Here is a 20,141-nt window from a genome sequence, read left to right as displayed (position 1 = left end):
CAATTTTGCCGAGCCACCTCTCTTTTGCGCTCAAAAGCACACATCGTTCCTTTTGACCATTCTCAGGAGAGACTTATAGATTCTCTCGCGCAGCGGTTTCAGATGCTCTCAGGCAGATTGATATCGAAAGGCAGAAACGTCTGTCCGGGCGCATTGGCGACACCGTCGCTGATCGCATGAGCCATGAGCTCTACCAGCTCCCGGGAAAGCCTTTCCAAGGGGGTCGCGATTACCATGGTTGCGATATTGTCCGTCAGCGCCCCCCGCGATTCTGGCGTGATTTCATTGCAGATCACAACCGGCGGGTCCTTCGGATTGATCGCTCTCACTGCGGCGATTGCTCCTTCCATACCGCCACCGGCTACGTAGCAGCCGACCAGGTCTGGGTGCCGCTTAAGCACGTCGACCATCGCTTGATGCGTCAGTTGGGTGGTCTCGAGATTGACCAGGGTCTCTAGCACCGTAAAGTCAGGGGCGTGTTCCCGAAAATAAGAACGAAGGCCGATCTCGCGTAATTCCTGACCGTGGAAGCGATGGCTGCCCACAAAAACCGCCACCTTTCCAGGCCGCTTCGCGCATTTGGCAATCATCCAAGCTGCGGTGCGTCCTGCCTTGCGATTGTTCAGACCTACATAGCCTTCGCGAACGCCGGCAGCGAAGTCAGACAGCAGTGAGAACACAGGTATGCCACGAACCTTCAAAGCCTCTACAGCGACAGTTACCGTGGGATGATCCGGGCTAACGAGCGCGACCGCTTGCGTTTTGCCCGCCAAGCGGTTCAATTGCGCCACAATTTCCTCCGGTGACTGGCTCGCCCAGAAGTCGACGATCGGAACACCTCGGAACCGGGGCGCGTGGGCAGCCGCGGACTTCAGTTCGCGTGCAAACTCCTGATAGAAATGCTGCTCGGGCTTCTGAAGAAGGAAACCGAGCCTATACTCCGGGAGGTCTTGGCGCATGCGCTGCTTGATCAGGCTGGTGGCATGGTAGCCTATAACGCTTGCGGCGTCGTAGACCCGCCTTGCGGTTTCCCCCCGAACAGGACACCTCCCGTTCAACACCCGATCGACGGTCGCCACGCTAACTCCCGAAGCCTTTGCAATATCTGAAATCGTGGGTCGCTTGGCCAATTGTGCACTCATCGGGTTTTTGCCGATTTGTGAATGATAATAAATGAAAGATAATATTGCAAATACATTGCAGGTGTTTGTTATTTCCGGTCAATGATCCAAGGCTTAATGAGGCTCAGATCTCACCTAGAAGGGATCATGTTGACACGACCGTTCCGGCCGGCGTCGGCGGCTGTAATCGCCGTCCCCAATTGAACCCAACAAGAAATCCAGGGAGTTAACCGTGACGGACTGGATCCAACCCTTGCGATGTAAGACGTCGAACAAGGGGACGTGATCCGCTTCGACCACGCCGGGCGCACGTTAGGCATCTATCGCAGCCCGCACGATGATTTTTTTGGAACCGATTGTGCACGCATGAGAAAGTTCATCTCGCCGATTGGCTTTGTGATGGACGAGATCATCAAGTGCCCGAAGCACAATGGCCGCTTCAACTATAGGACAGCGAAGCAAGAGGCGCGCCGGTCTGCGTCGACCTCAAGACCTTTCCGGTCGGGCCGGTAAAATCCTCCCCCAGCTCGGGGTGACGGCGATAAGTGATGGCGTCTTTCGATAGCGGCGGCCACTCATAGGCAGATCCGGCTCATCGCGACCAGGGTGCTCGGCCGCCATCGCCGTTCTCGCGCGAGGCAAGCGTTGCCCGCACGCCGCGTTCGCATGCGCCAATGATGCTATGACCAGCGATGCTTCGGCCCAAGAGCTTCTGATCGAGAGAGGATCCGGCTTTTAAGCTCGGCCAAGCCCTCGCGATCGCGCCAGTCCTCAGCCTGTCCAACAAAGATCAGCCGGATCGTCGAGGCGCCACGATGGAGCTTGCCCCGATCGGAGCCAACATCCCGAAAGCAAACCATTCTGGGACCGCCAATCGAACTGCTTTTTCATGCGTATCACGTTTACAGCACCGTTTGGCGGTCGACGATTTGACCATTGCGATGGTCGGGCGCTTTTGGCTGTGGTGCCTCAGCAGGTTGTCCCGATCGAAGGAGCTATGGCGGAAAATGGGTGATGACGGTTTGAGAAGGGCGGCGTATCGAGGCGGGTGATTGAAGCCTGCCAGAACCTCTCAAGGAGAGCGATACGCCATGAACGAGACTATCAACATTGTTCGCCTTCGTCAGCCCGACGAGATCGATGATCCCCTGACGGATGTGCTCCGCACCGGCGCGCGCAAATTGCTGGCGCAGGCGATCGAGATGGAGGCCGAAGCGTTTCTTGCCGAGATGCGGGATCTGAAGCTGCCGGACGGACGTGAGCGGCTGGTCCGGCACGGTCGCGGCCCGGAGCGGAGCATCCAGACGGGGATCGGGCCGGTGCCCGTCAGCCGGGTGAAGGTCCGGGACCGCGGCGCGACCGGCGAAGCGGACCGGGTCCGGTTTTCCTCATCGATCCTACCCAAATGGGCGCGTCGGACGCGAAGTCTGGACGCGCTGCTTCCCGTTCTTTACCTGCGCGGCGTTTCGACGGGCGACTTTCAGGAAGCTCTGGCAGCCCTGCTCGGCAAGGAGGCAGCGAACCTCTCACCCTCGGTGATCACGCGGCTGACGGCAGAGTGGACCACCGAATACGAGCGTTGGCAAAAGCGCGATCTTTCGGCGCGCCATTATGTCTATGTGTGGGCGGACGGGGTCTATCTCCAGGCGCGCATGGAAGACCATGCCGAATGCATGCTGGTGCTGATCGGCGCCACGCCTGAGGGCAAAAAAGAACTCGTCGGCTTCCAGACAGGGATTCGTGAGAGTGCGCAGAGCTGGCGCGAGCTGCTGGTCGACGTGAAGCGTCGTGGCCTGCAAATCGCGCCCGATCTTGCCGTCGGCGACGGCGCGCTTGGCTTCTGGAGCGCGCTCGATGAGGTCCTTCCCGGCACCAAGCACCAGCGGTGCTGGGTGCACAAGACAGCCAACGTGCTCAACAAGGTGCCGAACTCAATGCAGGCCGGCATGAAGACAGATCTGCGCGAAATCTTTTCCGCCCCGAACCGAGCCTCAGCCGAGACGGCGATTGCCGTCTTTGTCGAGAAATATGATGCGAAATACGGCAAGGCGGTCGACTGCCTGACCAAAGATCAGAATGCCTTGCTGGCGTTCTACGATTTCCCCGCCGAACATTGGGATCATCTGCGGACATCGAATCCCATCGAGAGCGTTTTTGCCACCGTTCGCCATCGCACGGTGCGCACGAAAGGCTCCCTATCATCGAAGACCGCAAGGCTGATGGTCTTCAAACTGGTCATGGCCGCCGCCAGGACATGGCGACGATTGAAAGGACAAAATCAGTTGCCGAAACTCATCGCAGGTGCCAGATTCCAAGATGGAATCGAGGTCATCGAATTGAAGCCGCAGAGCGCCGCTTGATCAGCCTCGTCACCCAAATTCCAGCATAGCTCCGATCGAAGCCGAGGCGGCTGATGGGTGGTTTTGATTGTAACTGCCATGTGGCCTATGCCAATTGTAGCGATGAAGCCACCGTGGCGGCGTTGTTGCGTGGATCACCCGGCGACTGATATTGAGCGGTGGTTTTCAGTCTCCTGATCCGGATTTCGACGATGCCGCACAAGTTCAATGCCGATCGGCGGGACAAGATTGCCAAGCAGAAATATCAAGTGACGAATTGGCCGGCATATAATGAAAGCCTGCGTCAACGTAGTGATTTGACCATCTGGGTGAGGGATGAGGCCCTGTCTTTATGGACGGCGCGGAGGCGGACATCGCGGGGTGGTCAGCCGAAATACTCGGATCTGGCGATTACGTTGTGCTTGACCCTGCGCGTCGTCTACGGGCTGGCGCTACGCCAGACCCAAGGCTTGATGCGCAGTGTCGCGGCGCTGATGGGATTCGATATTGCCGTGCCTGACTTCTCCACCCTGTCTCGCCGGAGCAAAGGGCTGGCGTTGCCGTCGACAAAGTCCCGAGCCACAACATCAGGTCTGGTCCATCTGGGTTGTCGACAGCACCGGCTTGAAGGTCTTCGGCGAGGGCGAGTGGCTGGAAAACAAGCACAAAACCAAGGGCAAACGCAAAAGATGGCGCAAACTGCACCTTGGTCTCAATCTTGTCAGTGGTGAGATTGTTTGTTCCGATCTGACCGTGGATGATGTCGGCGATCCGACAGCGTTACCAGGACTTCTGGACCAGATCGGTGGCCCCGTCGAGAAGTTCATTGCCGACGGCGCCTATGATGGAACGCCAACCCGAGATCTTCTGGCGACACGCTTTGGTGAGATCGTGGAGGTCATTATCCCACCTCCCAAGACTGCCGTTGCCAGCCCTCAATCGGTGCTGGTTCCATCTGTCCGCGATCGCCATATTGCAGAAATCCAGACCAAAGGGCGGATGGCATGGCAGAAATCCACCGGCTACAACAAGCGCAGTCGCGCTGAGACCCAGATGGGTCGATGGAAGGCTGTGATCGGGCCCAAACTCAAAGCGCGACATTTTGACAATCAGAAGACTGAAGCGAAGATTGGCGTCCGTGTTCTTAACCGGATGACAGAAATTGGCCGGCCCAAGTTCGAGCGCGTTGCATGAAAAATGCAGTGGATAGGGTTGCCTCGTCCAAAGTCTGATCCATGCAACAGGGCTCGATGCAGTGATGTTCTCCAATGAATTCAGCCTTCCTTATCTGACAAAGGTGCGTCCGGAGACGACGGCCGCCATGGCTCGGCTCATCGGTGAGCTGATGCCATCGATCAAGGTGCCGTTCGGCGTCAACGTGCTTTGGGATCCAATCGCCTCCATTGACCTCGCGGCAGCAACCGGTGCCCTCTTCATTCGCGAAATCATTAGCGGCGTCTATGCGAGCGATTTCGGACTTTGGAACACGAATGTCGGGGAGACGGTCCGTCATAAGATGCGCCTCACCCCGGATTTGAAGCTCCTATACAACATTGTTCCCGAGGCAGCCTCGTATCTTGGAAACCGCAACATCATCGATATCGCGCGTTCCACTGTCTTCAATAACCGCCCTGATGCGCTCTGCGTTTCTGGCCTGACCGCCGGCGCCGAGACAGACACGCAAATTCTCTCCAGCGTGAAAAATGCTGTTCCGAGCACTGTGGTATTCTGCAATACAGGTTGCCGCCTCGAGAATGTCGAACGGCAGCTTTCTGTCTCGGACGGTGCGGTCGTGGGTTCCACCTTCAAGATCGATGGCGTGTTCGAAAACGCGGTCGATCCTGCCCGAGTCAAGGCGTTCATGGACAAGGTCAAAATGATCCGTAGCGCTTCACCCAAGGCAGCATAGGAGTAGAGCCGTTCTTCGAGTCGATCCGATCATGCCGTGGTTACCGCCGCGGTATGATCGGCATCTGTCAATGCTGGCAGTCAAGTCATTATTCTGCGGTGCAGCCTGAACTGAATGTGCACCGGCAGTTTTACCCCACGTTTCTGGGCGGCAAGTTGCGATCGGAATATAGAATGACAGAGCGGACCCGGTTTGGTGGGTGACGCAGCGATTCCTTAGTTCCATAAGATAGATTATGCGACTTTCATCAGTCAAAGTGAATATTTCGCAATATTACGAAGTATGAATTTATCTTTGACAAGTCTTATTGACGGTCGTCGAGAGGCAACACACTGCTGCTTCAGCAGTAAGGCTTGCTCTAAGTCTCGGTTCGAAAGATAGATGTTAATTAACACCACTTCACCGTCTGACAAACTGGACGGGAGACTCTGAACTCTTCTGACCCGCCGGGGGCCTTCGCTTCCCTCCCCTCTCGGCGCACTCACCTGTAGCCCTGTTGCATGGATCAGACTTTGGACGAGGCAACCCTATCCACTGCATTTTTCATGCAACGCGCTCGAACTTGGGCCGGCCAATTTCTGTCATCCGGTTAAGAACACGGACGCCAATCTTCGCTTCAGTCTTCTGATTGTCAAAATGTCGCGCTTTGAGTTTGGGCCCGATCACAGCCTTCCATCGACCCATCTGGGTCTCAGCGCGACTGCGCTTGTTGTAGCCGGTGGATTTCTGCCATGCCATCCGCCCTTTGGTCTGGATTTCTGCAATATGGCGATCGCGGACAGATGGAACCAGCACCGATTGAGGGCTGGCAACGGCAGTCTTGGGAGGTGGGATAATGACCTCCACGATCTCACCAAAGCGTGTCGCCAGAAGATCTCGGGTTGGCGTTCCATCATAGGCGCCGTCGGCAATGAACTTCTCGACGGGGCCACCGATCTGGTCCAGAAGTCCTGGTAACGCTGTCGGATCGCCGACATCATCCACGGTCAGATCGGAACAAACAATCTCACCACTGACAAGATTGAGACCAAGGTGCAGTTTGCGCCATCTTTTGCGTTTGCCCTTGGTTTTGTGCTTGTTTTCCAGCCACTCACCCTCGCCGAAGACCTTCAAGCCGGTGCTGTCGACAACCAGATGGACCGGACCTGATGTTGTGGCTCGGGACTTTGTCGACGGCAACGCCAGCCCTTTGCTCCGGCGAGACAGGGTGGAGAAGTCAGGCACGGCAATATCGAACCCCATCAGCGCCGCGACACTGCGCATCAAGCCTTGGGTCTGGCGTAGCGCCAGCCCGTAGACGACGCGCAGGGTCAAGCACAACGTAATCGCCAGATCCGAGTATTTCGGCTGACCACCCCGCGATGTCCGCCTCCGCGCCGTCCATAAAGACAGGGCCTCATCCTTCACCCAGATGGTCAAATCACCACGTTGACGCAGGCTTTCATTATATGCCGGCCAATTCGTCACTCGATATTTCTGCTTGGCAATCTTGTCCCGCCGATCGGCATTGAACTTGTGCGGCATCGTCGAAATCCGGATCAGGAGACTGAAAACCACCGCTCAATATCAGTCGCCGGGTGATCCACGCAACAACGCCGATGGGAGGTCGGCTTATGGAGGGCCGATCAATGGACGTGGATTGGCAAGCCGATCTGGATCGCTGGCTCGCGCCGTTTGTCGCGGCGCTACGGCACAAGACGAGGGCGCGGGGTGCTGTCACATTGATTGAGGGGTAAGGAAATTGAGGTAGCAGCGCGCCCATGACTGTGAGTGCACCGACCTACAAGAACCACCGCTATCCGATCGAAATCGTGGCCCGTGCTGTCTGGCTCTACTTCCGCTTCAATCTGAGCCTGCGCGATGTCGAGGAAATGCTGCTCGATCGCGGGATCGTCGTTTCCTACGAGACCATCCGCCGATGGTGCCGAAAGCACGGCCCTGATTATGCGCGCCGCATACGCCGCAAGGCACCAACGAAAGACGATGTCTGGCATCTGGATGAAGTCGTGGTGCGCATCAACGGTCAGAAGTGCTGGTTGTGGAGAGCGGTTGATCAGGACGGATATGTGCTCGACGAGATTGTCCAGACGCGTCGCAACACCAAGGCCGCCAGGCGCCTGCTGACGCGACTTCTGAAGAAGCAGGGTCTGCCGCCAAAGCGTATGATCACCGACAAACTGCGCTCCTACGGGGCGGCCAAACGCCAGGTCATGCCGAACGTGGAACACCGCTCGCATAAAGGCTTGAACAACCGGGCGGGGGACTGTCAGGAATTCCGTGTGCGGGCGGGCTGTTGAACATTATGAGCCCTGTTGCATGGATCAGACTTGGACGAGGCAACCCTATCCACTGCATTTTTCATGCAACGCGCTCGAACTTGGGCCGGCCAAGTTCTGTCATCCGGTTAAGAACACGGACGCCAATCTTCGCTTCAGTCTTCTGATTGTCAAAATGTCGCGCTTTGAGTTTGGGCCCGATCACAGCCTTCCATCGACCCATCTGGGTCTCAGCGCGACTGCGCTTGTTGTAGCCGGTGGATTTCTGCCATGCCATCCGCCCTTTGGTCTGGATTTCTGCAATATGGCGATCGCGGACAGATGGAACCAGCACCGATTGAGGGCTGGCAACGGCAGTCTTGGGAGGTGGGATAATGACCTCCACGATCTCACCAAAGCGTGTCGCCAGAAGATCTCGGGTTGGCGTTCCATCATAGGCGCCGTCGGCAATGAACTTCTCGACGGGGCCACCGATCTGGTCCAGAAGTCCTGGTAACGCTGTCGGATCGCCGACATCATCCACGGTCAGATCGGAACAAACAATCTCACCACTGACAAGATTGAGACCAAGGTGCAGTTTGCGCCATCTTTTGCGTTTGCCCTTGGTTTTGTGCTTGTTTTCCAGCCACTCACCCTCGCCGAAGACCTTCAAGCCGGTGCTGTCGACAACCAGATGGACCGGACCTGATGTTGTGGCTCGGGACTTTGTCGACGGCAACGCCAGCCCTTTGCTCCGGCGAGACAGGGTGGAGAAGTCAGGCACGGCAATATCGAACCCCATCAGCGCCGCGACACTGCGCATCAAGCCTTGGGTCTGGCGTAGCGCCAGCCCGTAGACGACGCGCAGGGTCAAGCACAACGTAATCGCCAGATCCGAGTATTTCGGCTGACCACCCCGCGATGTCCGCCTCCGCGCCGTCCATAAAGACAGGGCCTCATCCTTCACCCAGATGGTCAAATCACCACGTTGACGCAGGCTTTCATTATATGCCGGCCAATTCGTCACTCGATATTTCTGCTTGGCAATCTTGTCCCGCCGATCGGCATTGAACTTGTGCGGCATCGTCGAAATCCGGATCAGGAGACTGAAAACCACCGCTCAATATCAGTCGCCGGGTGATCCACGCAACAACGCCGCCGAAAAGGCGCTGGCGGCGTTCGAGGCCGGCCCCTGGGGCCTGCGCTATCCCGCCATCGGCCAGAGCTGGCGGCGCGCCTGGGCCGAGGTCATTCCATTCTTCGCGTTCCCTGACGACGTCCGCCGGATCATTTACACGACGAACTCAATAGAGGCGTTGAACTCGAAACTTCGACGGGCTGTCAGGGCCAGGGGCCATTTCCCAGCCCTGTTGCATGGATCAGACTTGGACGAGGCAACCCTATCCACTGCATTTTTCATGCAACGCGCTCGAACTTGGGCCGGCCAAGTTCTGTCATCCGGTTAAGAACACGGACGCCAATCTTCGCTTCAGTCTTCTGATTGTCAAAATGTCGCGCTTTGAGTTTGGGCCCGATCACAGCCTTCCATCGACCCATCTGGGTCTCAGCGCGACTGCGCTTGTTGTAGCCGGTGGATTTCTGCCATGCCATCCGCCCTTTGGTCTGGATTTCTGCAATATGGCGATCGCGGACAGATGGAACCAGCACCGATTGAGGGCTGGCAACGGCAGTCTTGGGAGGTGGGATAATGACCTCCACGATCTCACCAAAGCGTGTCGCCAGAAGATCTCGGGTTGGCGTTCCATCATAGGCGCCGTCGGCAATGAACTTCTCGACGGGGCCACCGATCTGGTCCAGAAGTCCTGGTAACGCTGTCGGATCGCCGACATCATCCACGGTCAGATCGGAACAAACAATCTCACCACTGACAAGATTGAGACCAAGGTGCAGTTTGCGCCATCTTTTGCGTTTGCCCTTGGTTTTGTGCTTGTTTTCCAGCCACTCACCCTCGCCGAAGACCTTCAAGCCGGTGCTGTCGACAACCAGATGGACCGGACCTGATGTTGTGGCTCGGGACTTTGTCGACGGCAACGCCAGCCCTTTGCTCCGGCGAGACAGGGTGGAGAAGTCAGGCACGGCAATATCGAACCCCATCAGCGCCGCGACACTGCGCATCAAGCCTTGGGTCTGGCGTAGCGCCAGCCCGTAGACGACGCGCAGGGTCAAGCACAACGTAATCGCCAGATCCGAGTATTTCGGCTGACCACCCCGCGATGTCCGCCTCCGCGCCGTCCATAAAGACAGGGCCTCATCCTTCACCCAGATGGTCAAATCACCACGTTGACGCAGGCTTTCATTATATGCCGGCCAATTCGTCACTCGATATTTCTGCTTGGCAATCTTGTCCCGCCGATCGGCATTGAACTTGTGCGGCATCGTCGAAATCCGGATCAGGAGACTGAAAACCACCGCTCAATATCAGTCGCCGGGTGATCCACGCAACAACGCCAACATTATGCAGCCATTGCCCTGATGAAGCGCTCGCCGAAGATGACAGCGAATTGGGCCTTGGCCATGGTCCACTCACGTGGCGGCATTTTCCACTCTTTCTCGGATCGGTTCAAGATCAGATAGAGCAGCTTGGTCGCCGCGTCGTCGCTGGGGAAATGGGGCGTTGTTGCGTGGATCACCCGGCGACTGATATTGAGCGGTGGTTTTCAGTCTCCTGATCCGGATTTCGACGATGCCGCACAAGTTCAATGCCGATCGGCGGGACAAGATTGCCAAGCAGAAATATCGAGTGACGAATTGGCCGGCATATAATGAAAGCCTGCGTCAACGTGGTGATTTGACCATCTGGGTGAAGGATGAGGCCCTGTCTTTATGGACGGCGCGGAGGCGGACATCGCGGGGTGGTCAGCCGAAATACTCGGATCTGGCGATTACGTTGTGCTTGACCCTGCGCGTCGTCTACGGGCTGGCGCTACGCCAGACCCAAGGCTTGATGCGCAGTGTCGCGGCGCTGATGGGGTTCGATATTGCCGTGCCTGACTTCTCCACCCTGTCTCGCCGGAGCAAAGGGCTGGCGTTGCCGTCGACAAAGTCCCGAGCCACAACATCAGGTCCGGTCCATCTGGTTGTCGACAGCACCGGCTTGAAGGTCTTCGGCGAGGGTGAGTGGCTGGAAAACAAGCACAAAACCAAGGGCAAACGCAAAAGATGGCGCAAACTGCACCTTGGTCTCAATCTTGTCAGTGGTGAGATTGTTTGTTCCGATCTGACCGTGGATGATGTCGGCGATCCGACAGCGTTACCAGGACTTCTGGACCAGATCGGTGGCCCCGTCGAGAAGTTCATTGCCGACGGCGCCTATGATGGAACGCCAACCCGAGATCTTCTGGCGACACGCTTTGGTGAGATCGTGGAGGTCATTATCCCACCTCCCAAGACTGCCGTTGCCAGCCCTCAATCGGTGCTGGTTCCATCTGTCCGCGATCGCCATATTGCAGAAATCCAGACCAAAGGGCGGATGGCATGGCAGAAATCCACCGGCTACAACAAGCGCAGTCGCGCTGAGACCCAGATGGGTCGATGGAAGGCTGTGATCGGGCCCAAACTCAAAGCGCGACATTTTGACAATCAGAAGACTGAAGCGAAGATTGGCGTCCGTGTTCTTAACCGGATGACAGAACTTGGCCGGCCCAAGTTCGAGCGCGTTGCATGAAAAATGCAGTGGATAGGGTTGCCTCGTCCAAGTCTGATCCATGCAACAGGGCTCCTCCCATCAATCACGCAAACCCTCTCTTGGGAACCACAAAAACTGCCCGTCGCTAAAAACTGCCAAAGTAGTGCTAGAGTCGTCTGCAACTTCCAGGCAAGGTCTGCAAAACTTCGGCGTGCCTGTATTGCACGCGAGGAGCAATGCCCGCCTTCTGGAGTTACAGATCCTATGTCTCGGGCAAGCCCTTCGACAATGATCCATCCCTTTCCAGGCCCAGTTGATGGGAGCCGCCCTCGACAATCGAACTCGAAACGTAAACCTCCGCGGGTTTCCCGGCCTCTACACCACTTCCGTCTTTGGCTCTACGCCAGCGACGTCGATCAAATGGGAACATAATGTAATCGCGCACGGTGAGCGGCTCAGGCTGGTCTCGCAGGCCAACTTCCGGCCACTCGTTCTTTTTTGGCCAGTATGCCGTTGCAAAAATGGTGTCCCAGATAGTTGTAAAAAACCCGTAGTTTCGACGCCGGTGGAGCGGCTCCAACGAGTGGTGAATGCGGTGGAATTTATTGTCGCCAATGATATATCGAAGCGGGCCAAGATTGATGCGGGTGCTAGAGTGTGAGAGATGAGCCTGAAAAGTGATCAGCGTCATGGCGACCGCGGGCACTACGCCAGATTCGAAGTGGAGTAGCGTGAGTGGTACTGCCACAAACCCTGCGTAAACAAGTGGCTCCGAAACGTGATGATGGCAATTCCATGCCGTCAATTCGCGGATCGAGTGGTGGGTAGCGTGCATGCGCCAAAGGAATGGAAAAGCATGCTGAGCGCGGTGCATCCAGTAGTAGAAGAAGTCGGCCACAATCGCGACCAAAACACCTGAAAGGACCGCCAATCCACTATTTACGAACGCGTTTTCAGAATGAAGCAACGTACCGAAACTGATAGTTACGAGAGGTTTTATCCCTAACCAGCTCACTGTCAGAGCGTAGAGGTGCCAGATAACAGCAGCACACCCGAGGCGAATAGTCCAATTTCTAAAGCCGCGAACGTACGACGCAAAGCTGTATCGATGAGCCGGAAAGGTTAACTCCAGCGCGGCGCAAACGGTTGCGAACATTACAACTAGTTCAAACGATGTCACGAATATCTGAGTCACGTGGTCAATATCGAGAACGTGCATTTGTTTGCTCCTGCGAATCGTCAATGCTCCAACCAAGGCCGGAGGGTCTCCCATCAATGAAGTCGTCTTTGCCACGAGGGCGAGACCATCTCAAGCGCAGCCCCGAGTCGGAAGCCGGACCTATGTCAGCGCAGATGGGGCGCCGCAGGGATGGGGCTATGCAGCATTTTCATAGATCGGTAAAATCAGTTGTTTGGATAAGACTCATCCATGTCTAGAATGGTTGGAGGAATGACGAAGAGAGGTGGCTCGGCAAAATTGGACAGGGTGATAAGTGGAATTTCTGCCTGAGATCGGCATGAGTGCCGGAACAGGAGAATGACGAATGAGCAGCCGCCCACGCCGGAACCACAGCCCGGCTTTCAAGGCGAAAGTTGCGCTTGCGGCGATCAAGGGAGAAAAGACGCTGGCCGAGCTGGCGCAGCAATATGATGTGCATGCGAACCAGATCACGGATTGGCGAAAGCAGCTTCTGGAAGGGGCCTCGAACGTGTTTGGCGCGGAGAAATCGGAGCCGACGGTGGACATAAAGGCCCTCCATGCCAAGATCGGAGAGCTGACGCTGGCCAATGATTTCTTAGGCTCGGCGCTCGGCAAGGCCGGCTGGTCGGGGAGCGGAAGACGATGATCGGCCGGGAACATGAACTGCCGATTGGGCGTTGTCACGTTGTTTGCAATGTGGCCGCGTGAGGCTGCTACCGCGCTTTTCAGGCAGGCAGTGCACTCACGGCTTCCCACGCGGCCATTGCCTGGCGTCGATGGGTTCGAATTTGTGCTGCCGAGCGGTTGGTCTGGGAGGGGACGAAGAGATTTCGGACGGCGGAGAAGATCGACACGAAATGCTGCAATGAGCCGACCGACCGGAAACCCTGTCGCGTTCGTTCCCGTTTTCGGAACGGCAGATGAGAATTCTCCGCCCGGTTGTTCAAGCCTTTATGCGAGCGGTGTTCCACGTTCGGCATGACCTGGCGTTTGGCCGCCCCGTAGGAGCGCAGTTTGTCGGTGATCATACGCTTTGGCGGCAGACCCTGCTTCTTCAGAAGTCGCGTCAGCAGGCGCCTGGCGGCCTTGGTGTTGCGACGCGTCTGGACAATCTCGTCGAGCACATATCCGTCCTGATCAACCGCTCTCCACAACCAGCACTTCTGACCGTTGATGCGCACCACGACTTCATCCAGATGCCAGACATCGTCTTTCGTTGGTGCCTTGCGGCGTATGCGGCGCGCATAATCAGGGCCGTGCTTTCGGCACCATCGGCGGATGGTCTCGTAGGAAACGACGATCCCGCGATCGAGCAGCATTTCCTCGACATCGCGCAGGCTCAGATTGAAGCGGAAGTAGAGCCAGACAGCACGGGCCACGATTTCGATCGGATAGCGGTGGTTCTTGTAGGTCGGTGCACTCACGGTCATGGGCGCGCTGCTACCTCAATTTCCTTACCCCTCAATCAATGTGACAGCACCGGCGTTGCTTCCTTCGATCCGCACGCCGGTCTCATCGGAGGAGATGACCTTGGCCCGGCGCAACGCCGCGACGGCCTTGTCGCACTCGGCCGCGAACGCGCCCTGCGCACGGCGCAACATGTTCATCAGTCCGCCCTGGCTGATGGTGAGACCGAAAAGGTTCGCGAACGCGCCCTGCAGCCGCTCGTAGGACAGGGCCTGGAAAGTCTTGAGATAGGTCGCTACGGCGTGCACGCGTGGCCCGAACGGCGTCCCCTTCGCCGCATCCGGCACAGCCGCGACGACCAGCGTGCCGCAGGACGGGCAACGGACTGCCAGACGCCGATGGCGCTCAATCAAAGGCCTGATCGCGGGAAGCTCAATCTTGTCGTGCTCGCTGACGGTTTCGGCAGCAAGGTCGCTCGACAGGCTGGCGCGGCAGCAAAGGCATTGGTCGGGGTGATGATCGATGATGCGATCGGCATCCTCACTCATGGCGCGGCTGTGACCTTCATGACCCGCCTTGGCGCCACCAGGCTTTGCCCTGTCCCGACGCGCCTTGCGATCGCTCGAAGGTGGCTTGGATGACGTGCGCGACGTCTTGTCCGGTCGCTGCATCCGCAGCACCAGATCGATCAGTTCCTCCTTCGTCAGACGCTGCAAATCAGTGCGATCCATATCCCCATAGATTCAGGGATTCTTGCCCCTGACAAGGGCGTGGGTAATTACCACTGGGCCGCAAGGATGCGCTGGTTGCCAGCGGCGAACTTGACAGATTGGCGGCCTCGATTGCGCGCCATGGCGAACGCAGCCTCATCCTGTCCGACATTGACGCGGGGCGGATTGCCTCTCGCCGCATTGGCGGTCCGCTGTTGTTCGGGCGGCTGTGGCAGCGGCTCGGGATTGGCGATGTGCTGGAAGAGGTGCTGGAAGGGCGCCAGTTCGGCTTTGCGGTGGAACGGGCGGTGTTCATTGGCACGTTGCATCGGCTGTTCGTGTCGGGCTCGGACCGCGACTGCGCGAACTGGATGGCCGATTATGGTATCGAGGGCGCCGAGGGTCTGGCGCTCCATCACTTTTACCGGGCCATGGCGTGGCTGGGCGAGGAACGCGGCGAAAAGGCGCAAGGCGCGCTGGTGGCGCGCTGCGTGAAAGACGTGATCGAGGAAAAGCTCTTCGCGCGCCGGCAGGACCTGTTCACCGACCTCAGCCTTGTGTTCATGGACACAACCTCGTTATCCTTCTACGGCGCGGGCGGCGAGACGCTGGGCAAGCGCGGGCATTCCAAGGACTTCCGCCCCGATCTGGCGCAAATGATCCTGGCGCTGGTCGTTGATGGCGAGGGCCGGCCGATCTGCACCGAGATGGTGCCTGGCAACACCGCTGACGTGACCGTCCTGTTGCCGGTGGTCGATCGGCTGCGAACGCGCTTCGGCGTCACACGCGCCTGCGTTGTCGCCGATCGCGGCATGATCAGCGCCGATACCATCGCCGCGCTCGAAAAGCTGGGCATGGAATACATTCTGGGGGCCCGCGAACGCTCGAGCAGCGTGATCCACAACGTCGTGCTCAATGACACGGCGCCGATGGTTCCGCTCGTTCTCGAGCGCCAGCGCGGTGAAACTCAGTTGTGGGTCAAAGAGGTCAAGTTCGGTAAAGACCGCTACAGGTGCTGTCACATTGATTGAGGGGTAAGGAAAGGGACTGTCAGGAATTCCGTGTGCGGGCGGGCTGTTGAACATTATGCAGCCATTGCCCTGATGAAGCGCTCGCCGAAGATGACAGCGAATTGGGCCTTGGCCATGGTCCACTCACGTGGCGGCATTTTCCACTCTTTCTCGGATCGGTTCAAGATCAGATAGAGCAGCTTGGTCGCCGCGTCGTCGCTGGGGAAATGGCCCCTGGCCCTGACAGCCCGTCGAAGTTTCGAGTTCAACGCCTCTATTGAGTTCGTCGTGTAAATGATCCGGCGGACGTCGTCAGGGAACGCGAAGAATGGAATGACCTCGGCCCAGGCGCGCCGCCAGCTCTGGCCGATGGCGGGATAGCGCAGGCCCCAGGGGCCGGCCTCGAACGCCGCCAGCGCCTTTTCGGCGGCATCGGCATCGACGGCGCGGTAGATTTCCTTGAGTGCGCCGGCGAGGCTCTTGCGATCTTTCCAGGACACGAAGTCCATCGAGTTGCGCAGCAGATGGACTATGCACGTCTGGACGATCGCCTCCGGGAACACAGCGGTGATCGCGTCCGGGAAGCCTTTCAGGCCATCGACGACGGCCAGAAGGATATCCTCCGTGCCGCGGTTCTTGAGCTCGTTCATCACCCGCAGCCAGAACTTGGCGCCTTCATTCTGCTCGAGCCACAGGCCCAGCACCTCCTTTGCACCATCGGCGCGCACGCCCAGTGCGATGTGGATGGCCTTGTTGCGGACCATCCCTTCATCGCGGATCTTGACCCGGATCGCATCGAAGAAGACCAGCGGGTAAATCGGATCGAGCGGCCTTTGCTGCCAGGTGGCGACTTCGTCGAGCACGGCGTCCGTCACCGTTGAGATCAGGTCCGCAGACACATCGATGCCGTACAGATCGCGCAGGTGCCCGGTGATCTCCCGGGTGCTCATGCCACGCGCGTACATCGACACGATCTTGTCATCAAAGCCGGGAAAACGGCGCTGGTACTTGGCGATCAGTTGCGGATCGAAACTCGACTGGCGGTCACGCGGAACATCGATCTCCAGCTTGCCGGTCTCGGTCGTCACCGTCTTGCGGCCATAACCGTTGCGCGTGTTGCCAGCGTCTTCGCCGCTCGCCAGATGATGGTCCATCTCCGCGTTCAGCGCGCGCTCGGTCAGAGCCTTCTTGAGCGTATCCAGCAGGCCGCCCTGTTCGAAGGCAGCACTGGCTGCCCCGCCTGCCAGAAGCTGGTCGAGAAGATCATTCGGTATCGCAGGTTCTTTGCGTCGGGTCATAGTGGGAAACCTTTTTACCCATTATGCCCGCCCGCACACGGAATTCCTGACAGTCCCGTAAGGAAATTGAGGTAGCAGCGCGCCCATGACCGTGAGTGCACCGACCTACAAGAACCACCGCTATCCGATCGAAATCGTGGCCCGTGCTGTCTGGCTCTACTTCCGCTTCAATCTGAGCCTGCGCGATGTCGAGGAAATGCTGCTCGATCGCGGGATCGTCGTTTCCTACGAGACCATCCGCCGATGGTGCCGAAAGCACGGCCCTGATTATGCGCGCCGCATACGCCGCAAGGCACCAACGAAAGACGATGTCTGGCATCTGGATGAAGTCGTGGTGCGCATCAACGGTCAGAAGTGCTGGTTGTGGAGAGCGGTTGATCAGGACGGATATGTGCTCGACGAGATTGTCCAGACGCGTCGCAACACCAAGGCCGCCAGGCGCCTGCTGACGCGACTTCTGAAGAAGCAGGGTCTGCCGCCAAAGCGTATGATCACCGACAAACTGCGCTCCTACGGGGCGGCCAAACGCCAGGTCATGCCGAACGTGGAACACCGCTCGCATAAAGGCTTGAACAACCGGGCGGAGAATTCTCATCTGCCGTTCCGAAAACGGGAACGAACGCGACAGGGTTTCCGGTCGGTCGGCTCATTGCAGCATTTCGTGTCGATCTTCTCCGCCGTCCGAAATCTCTTCGTCCCCTCCCAGACCAACCGCTCGGCAGCACAAATTCGAACCCATCGACGCCAGGCAATGGCCGCGTGGGAAGCCGTGAGTGCACTGCCTGCCTGAAAAGCGCGGTAGCAGCCTCACGCGGCCACATTGCAAACAACGTGACAACGCCCACTGACGCCAGAACTCCGTCGTTTCGTCTCGAGTCGCCAAAGCACCAAGTCGGATTTGCCCCAGCTGCCATCGTCGGTCGTTTGTTTCAAAAACGCTTCACATTGATGGCGTGTTTTTTCAGCGCGTAACCAATCTGGCGCGGTGTCAGTCCAAGCAGGCGTGCGGCCTTCGCTTGGACCCCGCCACATATGTCCATGGCGGCCGTGATCCGATCGGCATTGTTCAAGTGGACTGCGTCGGCAGGCCGCGCCGGCGGCTGTCCTCCAGCCTCTGACGAGACTGCGGCGGAGGGGGCCGAAATCGCTTGCTGCGGCATGTTCGACCGGGGTCGCAGCGCGAGTTCTCCAGATGTGAGCTTATGCAACGCCGCAGCGAAGCATTGGCCCCGACAGCATGCAAAGTCGCCTCTCCCGATTGATGCTCCCTCGGCCAGAACCGCTGTCCGATACACGCAGTTTTCGAGCTCGCGAATGTTGCCGGGAAAATCACAGCTTGTCAGTACTTCAATCGCACTGGCATCGAAGGTCAGCATACCGCCGTTCTCATCGTTGAACTTCTTGAGAAACTCGGCTGCGAGGAGCGGAATATCAGTGCGCCTTTCGCGTAGCGCCGGCACCAGCAAATGAACCACATTGAGGCGGTAATAGAGGTCGGCACGGAATTCATTTTTTACAACGGCCTCTTCCAAATTCTTGTTCGTCGCGGCAATGATGCGAACATCGACTTTAATGGTCTGGTTGCCGCCGACGCGCTCGAACTCCTGCTCCTGCAGCACGCGTAAGAGCTTTGCCTGAAACGAGGGTGAGATCTCGCCGATCTCGTCCAAGAATAACGTCCCCTTGTGAGCGAGCTCAAAGCGTCCCTTATGCGAGTAGAATGCGCTTGTGAATGCGCCCTTCTCATGACCGAATAATTCGGATTCGAGGACGCTTTCTGTCAGCGACGCACAGTTGACCTTTACCAGGGGCCGCTTGGCGCGGGGCGACAACTCGTGAATAGCCTTGGCGACCAGCTCCTTGCCGGTACCGGATTCGCCTCGCAAGAGAACCGGAAAGTTGTACTTAGCGACGCGCGCGACTGTTTGAAGCAGATTGCGCAAAGGCAAACTGTCGCCAATGATCCCCTCTGACAGCAAGTACTGCTTTGCTATCGGTTCCCCACGGTCTAGATTACGGTCTAGATTAGTGTCACCATTGGCCATTATCGTCTCCTCGGTTTCGGGCCACGAAAACAACGCCCCGTTATCTGGCTTGCGACGTACCTCGGCGCACACGGCTTAGTCTGGCTCAGGGATGAGCCACCGTTGGCCGCCACAGCCAGGAGTTTCTACGCCGTGCAGGCCTGCGATTCATTGTCGCGCTTGCTCGCGTGGAAGGCAGTCATCAAGACACTTAAGACGCTGATACACAGATGCAGCGTGTTTACCAGCCGCGTGCGAGAATTTACCGGCGCTGACGCCGAGGCGATGGCGCTGGTCGAGGAAGTCGATCCGGTGCTTCGTCCAGTCGATCATCTGGCGAAGCTGCGCACATTCGCGCGCGAGCCCTTAACCAGGGCGGTTCTGTCGCAAAGATCGAAACGGGACAAAGGATGGCAGGAATCCGGGTCGGCGTTCTATGCCGTGAGGATGGCGAACTGCTCGGCGATTGAGGGGCTGGGATTGTAGGCATACCTCGCCTGCCGTTTGCGCATCATGTGGATCATCTCGATGCCAGACAGGATAATTTCGGCGGTCGCCTTCGCCTTGAAGCCGAGCATGGAGCTGATGCGGCACTTGATCCGTCGATGATCCTGCTCAATGCGATTGTTGAGGTACTGGCTTTGGCGGGTGCGGATCGGCTTCAGCGATCGCCGCGATCGATCCCGCAAACGGCTTTCAGCATCGCAGGAAAGGATCGCCTCGTGATTTGTCTGGCTGCCGTCGATGACGATGCGATCCGGCCGGCCATGGCGCTCAAAGGCCTTGCGGAAGAAGCGTTTGGCTGCCGGCAGGTCACGGTTTTCGCTGAAGAAGAACTCGACCGTGTCGCCGACGCTGTCGATGGCGCGGTAGAGATACATCCACTTGCCGTGCACCTTGATGTAGGTCTCGTCCATGTGCCACTTCCCGGTGACGGTGCGCTTGCGCCGGTTGAAGCGCTCCAGCAGCTGCGGCGAGAAGTGCACGACCCAGCGATGCACGGTGGAATGATCGACGTTCAAGCCGCGCTCGGCCATCATCTCTTCCAGATCGCGGAGGCTGAGCTTGTAGGCCAAGTACCACCGTACGCACAGCAGGATCACCGACTGGTCGAAATGGCGGCCCTTGAACATCACGTACTCCTCCAAAGCTGAGGGGCGTTCCATGTCATAGTCCGCTTACCGAAAGGTTTGCGACAGAGCCCTGTGGCATGCGAATACA

At 57.9% G+C, this 20,141-nt stretch carries 13 protein-coding genes and 9 pseudogenes; 11 read left to right on the top strand and 11 right to left on the bottom strand.

Annotated features, from left to right (window positions below; all coding sequences use genetic code 11):
* Window positions 1–98: 98 nt before the first annotated feature.
* Window positions 99–1,130, bottom strand: coding sequence for a LacI family DNA-binding transcriptional regulator (locus ACVILI_RS32320; protein ID WP_038655441.1), 1,032 nt, complete (start codon window positions 1,128–1,130; stop codon window positions 99–101).
* A gap of 273 nt (window positions 1,131–1,403) precedes the next feature.
* Between ACVILI_RS32320 and ACVILI_RS32315 the strand changes: the two are divergent.
* The 4 genes and pseudogenes from ACVILI_RS32315 (at window position 1,404) to ACVILI_RS32300 (ending at window position 5,369) form a co-directional block, all read left to right on the top strand.
* Window positions 1,404–1,686, top strand: a pseudogene (locus ACVILI_RS32315) (Rieske 2Fe-2S domain-containing protein).
* A gap of 526 nt (window positions 1,687–2,212) precedes the next feature.
* Entirely contained in the window at window positions 2,213–3,481 is a 1,269-nt protein-coding gene (locus ACVILI_RS32310; RefSeq protein WP_457102496.1) for an IS256 family transposase, read from the top strand.
* Window positions 3,482–3,672: 191 nt separating this feature from the next.
* Window positions 3,673–4,654, top strand: a pseudogene (locus ACVILI_RS32305) (IS5 family transposase).
* Between the two features lie 34 nt (window positions 4,655–4,688).
* Window positions 4,689–5,369 (top strand): BtpA/SgcQ family protein, encoded by a 681-nt coding sequence (locus ACVILI_RS32300; protein ID WP_276315580.1) that lies wholly within the window; start codon window positions 4,689–4,691, stop codon window positions 5,367–5,369.
* 543 nt (window positions 5,370–5,912) lie between these two features.
* Here ACVILI_RS32300 and ACVILI_RS32295 read toward each other — a convergent pair.
* Window positions 5,913–6,893: an IS5 family transposase gene (locus ACVILI_RS32295; protein WP_457102764.1), complete on the bottom strand. Its 981-nt coding sequence runs from the start codon at window positions 6,891–6,893 to the stop codon at window positions 5,913–5,915.
* A 236-nt stretch (window positions 6,894–7,129) separates the two neighbouring features.
* On the opposite strand from ACVILI_RS32295, the pseudogene ACVILI_RS32290 reads away from it, so the two are divergent.
* Window positions 7,130–7,627, top strand: a pseudogene (locus tag ACVILI_RS32290) (IS6 family transposase); the annotation flags it as partial.
* Between the two features lie 100 nt (window positions 7,628–7,727).
* On the opposite strand, the gene ACVILI_RS32285 reads toward ACVILI_RS32290, so the two are convergent.
* A complete protein-coding gene (locus ACVILI_RS32285; protein WP_457102752.1) occupies window positions 7,728–8,708 on the bottom strand; it encodes an IS5 family transposase in 981 nt (326 codons plus the stop codon).
* Window positions 8,709–8,775: 67 nt separating this feature from the next.
* On the opposite strand from ACVILI_RS32285, the pseudogene ACVILI_RS32280 reads away from it, so the two are divergent.
* A pseudogene (locus tag ACVILI_RS32280) lies at window positions 8,776–9,090 on the top strand (transposase); the annotation flags it as partial.
* On the opposite strand, the gene ACVILI_RS32275 reads toward ACVILI_RS32280, so the two are convergent.
* Both ACVILI_RS32275 and ACVILI_RS32270 read right to left on the bottom strand, forming a co-directional pair.
* Window positions 9,041–10,021, bottom strand: coding sequence for an IS5 family transposase (locus tag ACVILI_RS32275; protein WP_457102752.1), 981 nt, complete (start codon window positions 10,019–10,021; stop codon window positions 9,041–9,043). The pseudogene ACVILI_RS32280 and the gene ACVILI_RS32275 sit on opposite strands and share 50 nt — an antisense overlap.
* Before the next feature lie 77 nt (window positions 10,022–10,098).
* Window positions 10,099–10,260: pseudogene (locus tag ACVILI_RS32270) on the bottom strand (IS256 family transposase); the annotation flags it as partial.
* 68 nt (window positions 10,261–10,328) lie between these two features.
* Here ACVILI_RS32270 and ACVILI_RS32265 point away from each other — a divergent pair.
* Window positions 10,329–11,309 carry an IS5 family transposase gene (locus ACVILI_RS32265; RefSeq protein WP_457102752.1) on the top strand — a complete coding sequence of 327 codons (981 nt, stop codon included), beginning with the start codon at window positions 10,329–10,331 and terminating at the stop codon, window positions 11,307–11,309.
* Between the two features lie 223 nt (window positions 11,310–11,532).
* On the opposite strand, the gene ACVILI_RS32260 is transcribed toward ACVILI_RS32265, so the two are convergent.
* Entirely contained in the window at window positions 11,533–12,489 is a 957-nt protein-coding gene (locus tag ACVILI_RS32260; protein ID WP_457102763.1) for a sterol desaturase family protein, read from the bottom strand.
* A gap of 325 nt (window positions 12,490–12,814) precedes the next feature.
* Between ACVILI_RS32260 and ACVILI_RS32255 the strand changes: the two are divergent.
* Window positions 12,815–13,143: pseudogene (locus ACVILI_RS32255) on the top strand (transposase); the annotation flags it as partial.
* Between the two features lie 53 nt (window positions 13,144–13,196).
* On the opposite strand, the gene ACVILI_RS32250 reads toward ACVILI_RS32255, so the two are convergent.
* Both ACVILI_RS32250 and ACVILI_RS32245 read right to left on the bottom strand, forming a co-directional pair.
* Window positions 13,197–13,901: an IS6 family transposase gene (locus tag ACVILI_RS32250; protein WP_038655013.1), complete on the bottom strand. Its 705-nt coding sequence runs from the start codon at window positions 13,899–13,901 to the stop codon at window positions 13,197–13,199.
* Window positions 13,902–13,952: 51 nt separating this feature from the next.
* A pseudogene (locus ACVILI_RS32245) lies at window positions 13,953–14,609 on the bottom strand (IS66 family transposase); the annotation flags it as partial.
* A gap of 53 nt (window positions 14,610–14,662) precedes the next feature.
* Between ACVILI_RS32245 and ACVILI_RS32240 the strand changes: the two are divergent.
* A pseudogene (locus ACVILI_RS32240) lies at window positions 14,663–15,598 on the top strand (IS1634 family transposase); the annotation flags it as partial.
* Between the two features lie 74 nt (window positions 15,599–15,672).
* Here the strand turns inward: ACVILI_RS32240 and ACVILI_RS32235 are convergent.
* Complete coding sequence (locus ACVILI_RS32235; RefSeq protein WP_038649879.1) at window positions 15,673–16,896, bottom strand: IS256 family transposase; 1,224 nt, start codon at window positions 16,894–16,896, stop codon at window positions 15,673–15,675.
* Between the two features lie 85 nt (window positions 16,897–16,981).
* On the opposite strand from ACVILI_RS32235, the gene ACVILI_RS32230 reads away from it, so the two are divergent.
* Window positions 16,982–17,686 carry an IS6 family transposase gene (locus ACVILI_RS32230; protein ID WP_038655013.1) on the top strand — a complete coding sequence of 235 codons (705 nt, stop codon included), beginning with the start codon at window positions 16,982–16,984 and terminating at the stop codon, window positions 17,684–17,686.
* 139 nt (window positions 17,687–17,825) lie between these two features.
* Here the strand turns inward: ACVILI_RS32230 and nifA are convergent.
* Window positions 17,826–18,950, bottom strand: a pseudogene (gene nifA / locus ACVILI_RS32225) (nif-specific transcriptional activator NifA); the annotation flags it as partial.
* A 93-nt stretch (window positions 18,951–19,043) separates the two neighbouring features.
* Between nifA and ACVILI_RS32220 the strand changes: the two are divergent.
* Window positions 19,044–19,406, top strand: coding sequence for a hypothetical protein (locus ACVILI_RS32220; protein WP_457102762.1), 363 nt, complete (start codon window positions 19,044–19,046; stop codon window positions 19,404–19,406).
* Here ACVILI_RS32220 and ACVILI_RS32215 read toward each other — a convergent pair.
* Window positions 19,355–20,053: an IS6 family transposase gene (locus ACVILI_RS32215; RefSeq protein ID WP_457102804.1), complete on the bottom strand. Its 699-nt coding sequence runs from the start codon at window positions 20,051–20,053 to the stop codon at window positions 19,355–19,357. The two genes, ACVILI_RS32220 and ACVILI_RS32215, sit on opposite strands and share 52 nt — an antisense overlap.
* Window positions 20,054–20,141 lie beyond the last annotated feature (88 nt).

This window comes from Mesorhizobium sp. USDA 4775, from assembly GCF_054062655.1.
This window is presented reverse-complemented; position numbering and strand designations above follow the sequence as displayed.